This is a genomic window from Nocardia sp. Root136, from assembly GCF_001427185.1.
Lineage (GTDB): Bacteria > Actinomycetota > Actinomycetes > Mycobacteriales > Mycobacteriaceae > Nocardia > Nocardia salmonicida.
On record NZ_LMFE01000001.1, the window covers coordinates 2,197,716 to 2,210,228 of the forward strand.

General features: G+C 68.9%; 9 protein-coding genes. 3 read left to right on the forward strand and 6 right to left on the reverse strand.

Annotated features, from left to right (window positions below; translation table 11 throughout):
* Positions 1 to 176 precede the first annotated feature (176 nt).
* Positions 177 to 3,905, reverse strand: coding sequence for a bifunctional RecB family nuclease/DEAD/DEAH box helicase (locus tag ASD42_RS35205; RefSeq protein ID WP_235569473.1), 3,729 nt, complete (start codon positions 3,903 to 3,905; stop codon positions 177 to 179).
* Between the two features lie 133 nt (positions 3,906 to 4,038).
* The gene (locus ASD42_RS10200; RefSeq protein WP_056813218.1) at positions 4,039 to 5,841 is read right to left on the reverse strand and encodes a DEAD/DEAH box helicase; all 1,803 of its coding nucleotides are present in this window, start codon (positions 5,839 to 5,841) and stop codon (positions 4,039 to 4,041) included.
* 62 nt (positions 5,842 to 5,903) lie between these two features.
* Here ASD42_RS10200 and ASD42_RS10205 point away from each other — a divergent pair, with 62 nt between their 5' ends.
* Positions 5,904 to 6,761, forward strand: coding sequence for a carbon-nitrogen hydrolase family protein (locus ASD42_RS10205; RefSeq protein WP_056813221.1), 858 nt, complete (start codon positions 5,904 to 5,906; stop codon positions 6,759 to 6,761).
* Positions 6,762 to 6,772: 11 nt separating this feature from the next.
* On the forward strand, positions 6,773 to 7,393 hold the full coding sequence (locus ASD42_RS10210) for a phosphoribosyltransferase (protein ID WP_056813224.1): 621 nt from the start codon (positions 6,773 to 6,775) through the stop codon (positions 7,391 to 7,393).
* 15 nt (positions 7,394 to 7,408) lie between these two features.
* Here ASD42_RS10210 and ASD42_RS10215 read toward each other — a convergent pair whose 3' ends face one another.
* Both ASD42_RS10215 and ASD42_RS10220 read right to left on the reverse strand, forming a co-directional pair.
* The gene (locus tag ASD42_RS10215; protein ID WP_056813227.1) at positions 7,409 to 8,587 is read right to left on the reverse strand and encodes an amino acid deaminase/aldolase; all 1,179 of its coding nucleotides are present in this window, start codon (positions 8,585 to 8,587) and stop codon (positions 7,409 to 7,411) included.
* Positions 8,588 to 8,632: 45 nt separating this feature from the next.
* Complete coding sequence (locus tag ASD42_RS10220; RefSeq protein ID WP_235569362.1) at positions 8,633 to 9,169, reverse strand: TetR family transcriptional regulator; 537 nt, start codon at positions 9,167 to 9,169, stop codon at positions 8,633 to 8,635.
* Positions 9,170 to 9,484: 315 nt separating this feature from the next.
* Between ASD42_RS10220 and ASD42_RS10225 the strand changes: the two genes are divergently transcribed.
* Entirely contained in the window at positions 9,485 to 10,228 is a 744-nt protein-coding gene (locus ASD42_RS10225) for a tyrosine-protein phosphatase (protein ID WP_056813230.1), read from the forward strand.
* Positions 10,229 to 10,257: 29 nt separating this feature from the next.
* Here ASD42_RS10225 and ASD42_RS10230 read toward each other — a convergent pair whose 3' ends face one another.
* Together ASD42_RS10230 and ASD42_RS10235 are read right to left on the reverse strand one after the other, a co-directional pair.
* Entirely contained in the window at positions 10,258 to 11,508 is a 1,251-nt protein-coding gene (locus ASD42_RS10230) for a class I adenylate-forming enzyme family protein (protein ID WP_056813233.1), read from the reverse strand.
* Between the two features lie 78 nt (positions 11,509 to 11,586).
* Positions 11,587 to 12,381 (reverse strand): enoyl-CoA hydratase/isomerase family protein, encoded by a 795-nt coding sequence (locus ASD42_RS10235; protein WP_056815960.1) that lies wholly within the window; start codon positions 12,379 to 12,381, stop codon positions 11,587 to 11,589.
* Positions 12,382 to 12,513 lie beyond the last annotated feature (132 nt).

A 12,513-nucleotide genomic window follows, 5' to 3' on the forward strand; every position in this document is an offset into this window, starting at 1 on the left:
ATCTGGACTGACCGAAGGGTGCGACGAAGGAGTACCCGTAGGGAGGGAAGATCGGGGCCTCAGGGGCCCCGCTCGAGCGCGCCAGCGCTCCAAAAACACAGCCCGTCAAACCACCCGGGCCCGGTGAACACCGGGCACCCCGCACCCGCATTCAGTAAACACCGAATACCCGCCCGCTACCCGAGCCGAAGAAACCCCGCCAGATCCGCGAGTTCTTCAGCAGTATCCGGCAAGTACTCGGTAAGCAGCGGCGACCGAATGACAACAGCCATCCACATAGCCCGACACAACGTCGCATGAATAACAGTGCGCGACAGCAACGGCCGCATCCCGAAGGGCGCGTCGGCAGGAGTCGACGTGGTCATCGACAGCAGAACCACAGCAGCTTCCCGCCCCCGGAACCGATCCGGCGTTCCCACGAGCACATCTTCGATCTTGGCACGAGCCAACAGAGTACGAATCCGCGCAACCTGCGCCGCATAGGGCGCCACCACGAAGATGTCGTGCGGGTGGAGCTTGCGAGTCCCCCCGTCGGAGGTCCACGTCTCACCGAGCAGAATCCGAACCCGCCGCACCACTTCACGCGCCTCGGCATCGGATTCGGTAGCGCTGCCACGATGCTCGACGAGCACCGTGCTCACGCCGGGCGCGATCCCCACCAGATCCCTCGTCATCGTGACGGCCTCGTCCGCGCGCAGTCGCCCGTCGTAGCAACTCGCCGACACGGGCTCGCAGACCGCCGGATGCATCCGCCAGGTGCGATCGAGAAAGTAGCCACGCTCGACAGGCAACGTCGCCGCGCCTTCACACAGCCACTCCAAGGCCGAGACCTGCACGGGTTCCGGATGCTTCGCCTGCGACCTGGCCGGAACCGGATCGCCGATCAACAGCAGATTGCGCGCGCTCACCGCCACCGCGACCGTGTCGGCCAGCGAGCATTCCCCGGCGTCGGCGATCACCAGCAGGTCGAGCGCGCCGGGCGCGATCAGCCGGTCGTCGACGAAATCCGCCGTGGTACCGCCGATCACGCAGCCGTTGACGGCATTGTCGAGGAACCGCGGATACCGCGTGGCATCGATCGCCGACCATTCCAGGCCGACCGAGGCGACGTCCTTCTTCGCCACGAGCTCGGGCAACAGACCCGCCTCGACGACCGCGTCGAAGATCCGCTCGATCACCGCGTGCGACTGCGCCACCACCCCGATCCGCCACTTGTGGCGGGTGACGAGCCGCTCGAGCGCCCGCCCGGTGATCCCGGTCTTGCCGGTGCCGGGCGGGCCGTGCACGGCCAGGTACGAGGCGTCCAGCGCACCGACCGCGTGGGCCAGGACGGCGCCGAGGTCGTCGTGAGGCTGCGGTAACGCCATCCCGTCGCGCAGCCGGGGCGCGCGGCGCAGCAGCAGATCGTAGACCGCGTTCTCCGGTACACACGGCAGGCTCATCAGCAGGTTCTGTGCGGTGGACTCCAGCGCGGCCTCGATCTCGGCCTCCCCGTCGGGCGGGCCGGGGGCGATGGCGGCGGGGAGGTCGTCGTAGGGCGGGCAGCCTGCCGGGAGCAGTTCTTCCAGCCGGACGGTGTCGTCGAAATTCGGGTCGACGGCACACCCGAGCACGGTGGCGGTGGCGGTGGCGCGGCGGCCGAGCGTTTGGGTCATGCCCGCCGCGGCGGCGCCGTCGTAGATGGTGACCATCTGCGTGCCAGGGGTGAGGGTGGCGCCCGTGCCGAGCCTGCCGGTGAGCGTGAGGTAGCGGCGCATCGTCGGAAGCTGTGGCGTGCGATGCCATTTGGTGTCGACGGTGCCCCATTCGACGACGAGCACGCCCGGCGCGTCGGCCCAATCGCCGACCGGATGGCCGAGCCGATCGATGTGGGCCCACCAGCGCGGCTGCCGTTCCCGCCGGTGATAGCCGAGTACCGCCGCCGTCAACGAGGCGGCGCGCGCCGAATCTCCTTGCGCGTCAGCGGCGAACTCACTGAGCGCGGCCTCCAGCGAGCTCGGGTGCAGCGAGGGCGGCACATCGGATTCCGTGACGGCGAATCGAGTGCCGGGCACCGCGATTCCCGCTTCGACCGCGCGATCGAGCAGCCAGTCGCGGATACCGAGCACCGTCGCCGCGCGACCGGGCGTATTCGGCAGCAATGCCGCCAGTCCCGCTGCGTCGTAGGACTGTTCACCGATCAACAGCGCGGTGCGCACGATCGGCGCCAGGTCGACCAGCGCTCGATCGGCCAACAGCTCGTCCAGGAGATCGGCGCCGGTTCCGAGCTGACCCGCCCAATCGAGCAGTGCCGTCCGGATATCCGAACCGTAGTGGTACACACGCACATCCGGATCCGCCGCCCGATGCTCCGCGATGATCTCCAGCAACTCCTCCAGCACACCCCCGTCCTGCGTCGACGGGCCGTTCGCATGGCCGAGACCGAGGGGGCTGCGCGGTGGCGTATCGACGCCGGTCGGACGTGGATCGGCGACAGGCGCGTCTACCCGGTCGTCGCCGAGGACTATGCGCCCGAACGAGACGGTGTCCGCCTCCGACGGATCGGCGCTGGGATAGCCTGCCGCGTTCGCGGGTTCGACCCCGGCCGGGCCGAAGACCACCGCGTTCGTGTCTGTCGGACCGACAGGCGGGCCGGGGCGGTAGCTGACGCTGTTCGGCTGTTCCACACCGGCGACGACCGGCCGGAAGACGATGGTGGCGGCATCGGCGAGTTCGAGGCCGGTGATCGTGCCGTGCCGGTCCAGGTCGATGACAAGGGCGAGATCGCCGGGACGTGGGGCCGGGAGGGCGCCGAGCGCGGTGGCGTCGCGCAGGGTGAAGGCGGGGTGGCCGGTGCGTTCGCGGACGAGTTGGATGTCGGCTTGTTTGCGCAGGGCCGCCAGCGTGCGGGGGGCGAGGCCGGGGACGGGGGTGTTGGTGGTGGCGAGGCGGTCGATCGTGAGCACCCCCGCCTCGCGCAGCCTCGCCCGCTGGGTGGGTCGGATTCCCGCGACCAGCAACAGGTCTCGCGCGTTCGCCGCGGCGGCGCGGCAACTGGGACACTGCCCGCACGCCAGATAACGCGGGTCGCCCCACTGGACCGGCAGCAATTCCGCCAGCTTGTCCTCGATGATCTGCTCCACCCGAGCCCGGCGCGCCGAATACACCGGCGCCAGTTGATCGATCACCTCGCGCCGCACACCATCGGCCGTCCAGAGATAAGCCGCCGGATCGACACCCACCCCGACGTCGGCGAGCGCCTGCGCACAGGCCGCTGCTTCGAGGCGAGCACCCAGCAATTCGCGAGCCGGATCGACCTTGACCGCCTGCACCGATGCCGCGATCCGCTCGAAAGGTGTCCGACCCGCGGCCAATTCGCGGCGCAGCGCCCGACTGTCAGCGGGCACAGCCGCTGACCCGACGAAACTGCTGAATTCCTCGTCCGCGGAATCCTCGGGCAACCCGGTCACCGGTGGCGTTCCGGTCTCACTACGGCGCAGCACCCCCGGCACGCCGACCGAATCCTGGCCGAGAGCACTGTGCACGGTGTACCTCGCGTCAGCGGAGTCACGGACCAGAAGGTCCGCGCCGCAGGCGAATCGACCGTCGAAGAACACCGCGCCGTAGATCGCCTCGGCGCCGGAACTCAGCGCTCGCGCGGTGCGCTCCGCCGCGGCTGTCAGCGCCGCGATCCGGGCAGCCGCGTCCCCGCCGACCACCTCGGGCGAGGGGATCCGGACGAGCCTGTCACCGAAGTGCGCGAGCAGTTCGACGGACGGTTCGACCGTGCGCACCAGCGGGGCGGTCGTGTCGGGAACCCCGGGCAGATTGCCGAGAGCGGCGTCGATTCCGCGCAACACCGCGAACTCACAGTTCGCCGCGCGTGCGAGATCGCCGACGGCACCGACCACCCGATCACCGGACACGAACAAGCGCGGCCCTCCTGTGTTCACGAACACCCGACGCCCAACACCTTAACCAGCGTTGCGAGAGACCAGGGTACGACCCGTGGGCAGGGCGAATGCGCCTGACCTCGGCCCTGGTGCACGCGAGCGGGACTCAGGTGCGCGGCTTGCGCCGTTCGGTCCGCGGGCGCGCCTCGCGGTCGCGGCGCGGGCCACGAGCATTGAGCCGTTGCGCCGGTGCACCCTGGTCGGGCGTCAGCTGGATCAGCACGCCGCTGATCCTGGTGCGCCGCAAGGCTTCCAGCGTTTCGTTGGGCAGATTGGCAGGCAGCTCGACGAGGCTGTAATCGGGCCGGATGCTGATGTGACCGAAGTCGCTGCGACGCAGGCCACCCTCGTTGGCGATGGCGCCGACGATCGCGCCGGGCACCACGCGATGGCGCTTGCCGACGCTGATCCGGTAGGTGGCGAGTTCTTCGCCGTTCTCCCGGTTGAACGACGGCGGACGCGGGGCGCGGTCCTCGTCGTCGTAGCGGCGCGGCGCACGCTCACGGTCGCGATCGAAATCACGCTCGCGACGCGGTGCGGGCTCCGGCTCGGGCGACATGAAGAAGTTGTCGCCGTCGTAGCCGCCCACGGCCAGTGCCGCGGCGATATCGGCGAGCGGGGTGTTGTGCTCGGCCTCGTAGTCCTCGATCAGCTTGCGGAACAGCGCGATGTTGTCCGAAGCCAGGTTCTCGGTGATCGAGTCACCGAACTTGGAGGCGCGCGTCGCGTTCACGTCGTCGACGCTCGGCAACTGCATCTCGGTGAGCGCGCTCCTGGTGGCCCGCTCGATCGACTTGAGCAGATGACGCTCACGCGGGGCCACGAACAGCAGCGCCTCGCCCGAACGGCCTGCGCGGCCGGTGCGACCGATGCGGTGCACGTAGGACTCGGTGTCGTGCGGGATGTCGTAGTTGACGACGTGGGAGATGCGGTCGACGTCCAGACCACGCGCGGCGACATCGGTGGCGACCAGGATGTCGATCCCGCCCGACTTCAGCTGCCCGATGGTGCGTTCACGCTGGTTCTGCGCGATGTCGCCGTTGATCGCGGCGGCGGAGAAACCACGCGAGCGCAGCTTCTCGGCCAGCTCTTCGGTGGCCTGCTTGGTGCGCACGAAGATGATCATCGCCTCGAAGGTCTCGACCTCGAGCACGCGAGTCAGGGCATCGAGCTTGCGCTGATGCGACACCTGCACATAGCGCTGGGTGATGTTGGAGCTGGTCTGCGTCGTGGACTTGACCGTGATCTCGACCGGATCGTTGAGGTACTGCTTGGAGATCTTGCGGATCACGCCCGGCATGGTGGCCGAGAACAGCGCGACCTGCTTGTCCTTGGGGGTGTCACGCAGGATGCGCTCGACGTCTTCCTGGAAGCCCATCTTGAGCATCTCGTCGGCCTCGTCGAGCACCAGGTAGCGCAGCTGCGACAGGTCGAGCGTGCCCTTCTCCAGGTGATCGATCACACGGCCGGGCGTACCGACGACGACGTGCGCGCCGCGCCGCAGACCCGACAGCTGTACGCCGTAGCTCTGCCCGCCGTAGATCGGCAGCACGTGCAGACCCGGAATGTGCGAGGAGTACTTACCGAAGGCCTCGGCGACCTGGATCGCGAGCTCACGAGTCGGCGCGAGCACCAGGGCGCTCGGCTTCTTCTGCGCGGTGTCCAGATTCATCAGGATCGGGATCGCGAATGCCGCGGTTTTGCCGGTGCCCGTCTGGGCGAGGCCGACGACATCCGCGCCGGAGAGGAGCGGGGGAATCGTCGCCGCCTGAATCGGGGACGGCGACTCGTAGCCCACATCGGCGATGGCCGCGAGTACGCGGTCATCGATGCCGAGATCGGCGAAGGTCGGGCCGGTGTCGTGCCTGTCGTTGTCGGCAGGAACGCTGTCGACCTCATTTGTGTTCATTGACCACGAGTTTACTGCCTGGAGGTAGCTGCCCCAACCACCAGGTGAATACGGTGAGACCTATGCAACTGCAGAACCGGTCAACACATCAGGAACCCGAGCCGGTGACGGTGCCGATTGCCGTGGTCCAATTCGCGCCCGAAACCGACCCCGACACCAATTTGACGACCCTGCGCGAACACGTGCGGACGGCGGCCGACGCGGGCGCTCATGTGGTGGTGGCGCCCGAATACTCGATGTTTGCCGTGACTCGCCTGGACGAGCGTGTCGTCGCGATCGCGCAGCCGCTCGACGGTCCTTTCACCACCGGACTCGCTGCGCTCGCAGCCGAATTCGGAGTGTTCCTGGTGGCCGGTGTGGTGGAGTTGCCCGCGCCGGGAGCCACCCGCATCAGCAATACGCTCGTCGCGCACGGTCCGGACGGCGCGCGGGTGGCGGTGTATCGAAAGGTGCATTTGTACGACGCGTTCGGGCATCTGGAATCGGACGTGGTGGCCGCCGGACCGCTCGTCGCACCTGCCACATTCGCCGTCGACGGTGTGATATTCGGCATGCAGACCTGTTTCGATCTGCGATTTCCGGAGGGATGTCGGCGTGTCGCGGCGGCGGGCGCACACGTGCTGCTGCTACCCGCGCAGTGGATACCTGGACCCGCCAAGGTCGACCAGTGGACGACGCTGCTGCGGGCGCGCGCCATCGAGAACACGGTGTACGTGGCGGCGGCCGATCAGTGCGCGCCACGCGGCGCGGGCGCGTCGATGATCGTGGATCCGGCGGGGACGGTGCTCGCCGAACTCGGCGACGAGCCCGGCGTCCTCACCGCGACGGTGGAGCCTGCGCATCTGGCCAGGGTGCGCGCCGCCAATCCCAGCCTGTCGCTGCGTCGTTTCACCATTTCCGAGGGTTCGCCACCGGAGTAGCGTTCGAAGCGATGGTCTACCCGGATCGCACGGCGGCGGGCCGCGCCCTCGGCACGGCTCTCGAACACCTGCGGGCCAGCCGCCCGCTGGTGCTCGGGCTGCCACGCGGGGGCGTGCCGGTGGCGGCGGCGGTGAGCACGGCGATCGGCGGGGAACTCGACGTGCTGCTGGTGCGCAAGCTGGGCCTGCCGTGGCAGCCGGAGCTGGCGATGGGGGCGCTCGGGGAGAGCGGGCTCCTGGTCCTCAATCGTGACGTGGTCGATCGCAGTGGGGTGAGCGCCGAGGCGTTCGACGAGGTGGAGCAGGCCGAACGGGCCGAACTCCGCCGTCGGAAGGCGATCCTGCGCGTCGGCCCCCGTGTTCCCTTGACACGGCGCACGGTGGTGATCGTCGACGACGGGATGGCGACCGGGGCGACGGTGGTGGCCGCGTGCCGGGTGGCGCGCGCCCAGCGGCCCGATCGACTGGTGGTGGCCATGCCGGTGTCCTCACCCGAGGCGGCGCGACGGGTCGAGCGCGAGTGCGACGAACTCGTCTGCCTGTGGATGCCGATCGACCTGGGCGGCGTCGGCCTGGCCTACGACGACTTCCATCAGCTCGAGGACGACGAGGTCACCGCCCTGCTGCGCTGAGCGGAAACGTCGGTCTCAGCCGAAGCACTGCCCTTCGCCGCGGTAGGTGGGAACTGTTGTGCGTGCGCCGGATTCGTCGACCATGTGAATCTCGGTGAAGCGTTCACACAGCTCGCCCGCCTTGGCGTGGCGGAACCAGACCCGGTCACCGATCTCGAGTTCGGCACCGCCGGCCAGGGGTGTCTGGACCTCGCCCGCGCCTTCGGAGCCGAGCAGTTTCAGCCCTGCGGGCCAGACCGGAGCGGGCGCCCGGCTGGGACCCGCGGGGCCGGACGCGATGTAGCCGCCCGCGAAGACGGTGGCGATGCTCGGGGTGGGTTTGCGCAGGACCGGGGTGGCGAAGAACAGCGCGGGGCGCGGGGTGAACGAGCGGTAGTGATCGAACAGGGTCGGCACATAGAGACCGGAACCGGCGGTCACCTCGGTGACATCGGGATCGGTGATCGAGACTTCGATCGAACCGGTGCCGCCGCTGTTGACGATCTCCAGCGGGCCGGTCACCGCGCGGACCGCGTCGAGCACTCGGGTGCGCCTTCGCCCGATTTCGATGGCGGACAAGCGTTTCACCACGCGCACCGCCGGATTGCTGTCGGGCAGACCGGCGATCTGTGACTCGTAGGTCATCACGCCGACCACATCGAACCCGCGTCGCAGCGCTTCGGCGGCCAACTCGCCTGCCTGCTCGGGACTGCGCACCGGTGAGCGCCGGGCGCCCAAGTGCAGCGGGCCGATACGCAGGGCGGCGTCGACATCGAGACAGACGCGGGGGTGGACCAGGTCGGTGCCCAGCGCGGCGCGGGTGAGTTCGAGTTGGGCGACATCGTCGATCATCAGCGTGATCGCCGCGAGCAGATTCGGGGCGGCGGCGAGTTCGGCCAGGCCGGCACGGTCGAGAACCGGGTAGCCGAGCAGGACGTCGCGGGCGCCGAGCCGGGCCAGCCAGATGGCCTCGCGCAGCGAGTACGCCATGATCCCGGCGAACCCGCCGCGGGCGGTGAGTTCGTCGCCGAGCACGCGCTCGAGCACGGCGCGGCAGCGGACCGACTTACTGGCCACCCGGATCGCGGTGCCGTTGGCCCGCCGGACCAGGTCGGCGGCATTGCGTTCGAGCGCGGTCAGGTCGAGGGCGGCCAGCGGCGGGTCGAGCTCCGCGGTCGCCGCGTGCAGATGGTGCAGCGATGTCGTCTGGGTCACTCGACTACTGAACCACCTATTTGGTCAGTCGTCCAGCATTGCCGCTCAGCTTTCGACGGCCTTCAGGGTCAGGCAGCCGACGAGGTCGTCGATCACCACGAGGATGGTCTCGTCGTTGCCGTCGGCGAGCCAGCGCAGGACCGCGCCATGGAACACCGAGACGAGATAGCCCGCGACCGAATCGACCGGCTCGAGCCACTGCGTGCCGGACAGGCGCGCACACAACCCGAGGAAGTCGGCGGCCTCGTCGTCCATCTCACGGAACATCGCGACGGCGGTCGGATCGCCGATGGTGTCGCCCGTGGGCGCCCACCGCAAGCGCAGAGTTTGCAGCGCGGCTTCGTAGGCGGCTATTCGCCGGGCCGGCGCGGCCTTCACCAGCGGCCAATAGGTACTGAGCCCGGCATGTAGGAACACCCGCAGCGCCCGAACACCGGTGGCATCCGAACTGGCGGCGGCTTGTTCGACGGCATCGCATACGGCTGGCCGAAGCGAAATTTCAGTTAGTTCACGACTGGCGCTCAACGACGACTCCTCGGCAACAAATATCGCTGCCCGCGGCGATGCGAGCTTGGTGGTCACCGAGCTCGATCTTAGAAGATTTTCAGGATTCATGAACTGGTTCAGCCATCCTTTTCAGACTGAAAGATTGTTTTGTTATCCGAATGCGACCTTATGTAAAACCGACCATACGGCCTTAATTTGTCGCATTCCTGGTTATCCGACACCCCCGCACCGGAATCCGCGCATCTGGTCGATTGTACAAAGTAGGCCCTGGTCAGCCACGGAGGTGTGGGCGACGGCACAGTGGCACCCGTCGTAACAGACACAACACAGCAGATGACCGATCCGCGAACTCGGGCGCGGCGGCACCGGAGTCGCCGATAACCTGGTCGGGTGACTCTCTCGCCTCCCGCCGACCAGTTCGCTCTCAGCGGCACCTTCAATTTCCGCGATGTGGGCGGCCTTCGCACCGCCGACGGCACCACGGTCCGCCCCGGCGTACTGCTGCGATCCGCCCAGCTGAGCGGTCTGGACGACAGGGGCCACGACACCCTGCGTGAATTGTCCGTCACCGATGTGCACGATCTGCGCGGCATCGTCGAGATCGACCACATCGGCCACGACACCCTGCCCGATGACGTGCGCCTGCACGTGACGCCCTTCGATTCGCGGATGGAGGAGGCGCCGCCGCACGAGGCCAAGACCACCTCGGCGTTCTCGCACATGATCGAGGTCTACCGAGCCTTCCCGACACTGCCAGAGGCCCACACCGCGATCGCCGAACTGGCCGGCTCGATCGTGCGCGGCGACGGCGCGGTGCTGGTGCACTGCGCGGCGGGCAAGGACCGCACCGGCTGGGCCGTGGCCACCGTGCTGCGCGCGGTCGGCGTCACCGAAGAGGACGTGTACGCCGACTTCCTCGCCAGCAACGCCGCCGTCGAGCCGCTGCGCAGGCTGCTGGAACCGAAGATCGGAAACGGCGACGCGCTGTCGGCGGACCTACTCGGCGTGCGCGAGGAATACCTGCGCACCGCCGACGCCAGCGTGCGCGACAACCACGGCCACCTCGAGAACTACCTCACGACGGTCGGCCTCACCGGCGACCTGCGTGCGGCCCTGCGGGCACGCCTGGCGTAACCGGAGCCGCTGCGGCGACGCGGCCTCGATCACAGCCCGCTGACTCGGCGGGCTGTGTCGAGCCGGACCAGTCCGTCGGCGTCGATGCTGACGAAATCGCCTGTATGGAACCAGCTTCCGCTGAAGCGGGCAGCCGAGGCATCGGGGTCGTTCCAGTAGCGGTGGCTGACATTGGGCCCGCGACACAGCAATTCACCGTGACCTGAACTGGCCCGTGGCCCGGCGAGCGCCAATTCCGTTCCACCGAAGGCGAACCCGAGGGTCGCATCGGAGTCGGCGAGCTCGGTGTCGTCGACCACCAGCCCGATTCCGCTGGTCTCGGTGGCGCCCCACACTGACCACTGCTTGGCCGAAGGGAACAGTCCCCGCAGCGCGGTAGCGAGCGTGGCGGGGGCCGCGGCGGCGGCACGTTCGGAACGGTGACAGGCCTTACTGATCCTGCGCACACCCTCACCGGTGCGGCGGGCGACGAGTTCGGGGACCAGCCCGGCGAAGATCCGCGGCGTGGCCGAGACGGTGTCGATCCGCTCGCTCACCAGCACGTCGGCGAGTCGGCGGGCTCCCGGCGCGAGGACCACCGTGCCGCCGACGGCGAAGGTGGGCAGCAGCTGGTCGACGCAACCGCTGGCGTGGGCCAGCGGCAACAACACCAGATTGCGCAACCCGTCGGCGGGCAGCCCGAGCGCCCCGACCACCGACGACACCGCCGAGAGCAGATTCTCGTTGGTCAGCTCGACGCCCGCGGGCATGGACCGGCGCGCGGCGGTGCCGGTGTAGCAGAGCAGGGCCGGATCAGCCAGTGCCGCACCGTCATCGATGTAGGCGGTGCTGTCGGGCAGCGGTCCGTCGGGGCCGAGCACGAAATCGGCTCTGCTGTCGGCGATCACCCGGTCGGCGATCGCGGCGGGCAAGGCGTCGGGCACCAGCACCGGCACCGCGCCCGAGAGCAGCGCGCCGAGAAACGCCTGCACCCAGCGCGCGCCGGTGGGCATGTGCACCGCCACCCGGTCGCCGTAGCCGATGCCGTGGTCCTGCAAGCCGCCCGCGATCCGCGAGGCGCTGTGCCAGAGTTCGCGGTAGGTCAGGCGCGGGCCGCCGACCTCGACGACCGCCTCCCGATTCGTGAACGAGTGCACCCGCAGATCGAGCAGTTCGGTGAGGGCCGGGCTGAGGTCGCCGTAGCGCAGCACGCCGTCGGAGCCCCGCCGCAGCTGCGTTGCCGCACTGGTGGCGGGGAACTCGAAGACGGCCGCGCCCGGTTCGTGCTCGCCATGACCCATCCGGACCTCCGTACGTCGATACAGCCGCACCTGTGACTATATGACGTGGATCACAACGCTGTCAGGCACTCGGCGAGCTCATTCGCCGCGATAGGTCGCCTTACCCGGTCCGACCTCGAGGAAGCTGCGGACCGCGCCACGCAGGTCCGCGGTGTCGAACAGCGCGCCCGACACCTCAGGAGTCACCGAATCAGCGTGTGCCACACCGCCGGAACGCCAGGCCTCGATGATCTGCTTGGTGGCGGCGTGCGCGCGGGTCGGGCCCTCGGCCAGACGGGCGACCAGCGCCGCGGCCGCGGTATCCAGGTCGTCGTGGATCGCGTTGACCACGCCCCACTCGGCCATTGTCGCCGCGCTGTAGAGGTCGCCGGTCATCACGAACTCGCGGGCACGGCCCGAGCCTGCGCGTTCGGCCAGCCGCTGCGGCCCGCCCATCGACGGCGTGAGTCCGACCACGGTCTCCACCAGCCCGAACTTCGCCTTCGGTGCGGCCAGGATGATGTCGCACGCGAGCGACATCTCGAAGGCGGCGGTGAGGGTGAGCCCGTGCGCGGCGAACACCACCGGGCACGGCAGCGCCTCGAGCGGGTGGATGATCTGCGCGAACAGCTCACGCCACAGCTGCGCGCCCTCCTCCACGGTGCGGCCGTCGAAGATGTTCACGTCGACACCACCCGAGACGACCTTGCCCTCGGCCCTGATCAGCAGCGCGCGCGGCGGTAGTGCGCTCACCGCGGCGATATCGGCGGTCAGCGCGGCCATGAGTCCGCGATCGAACAGGTTCAGCGGCGGGTGGTCGATGGTGATCGTCGCGAACTCGGCGCCGGCTTCGGTGAACTCGCGTGACAGTCGGGTTGGCTGGGTTGCACTCATCAGGTCAGCGTAGAACCCGGCCGCCACATCGACGCCGCTAGTCGGACCGGCCGGTGGGAACCGGTCGCGCACGTCACGGAACCGCGGGCTGTCGGTGCTCGTTGACATGATGAGCTCTGGGGTACGGAAGTG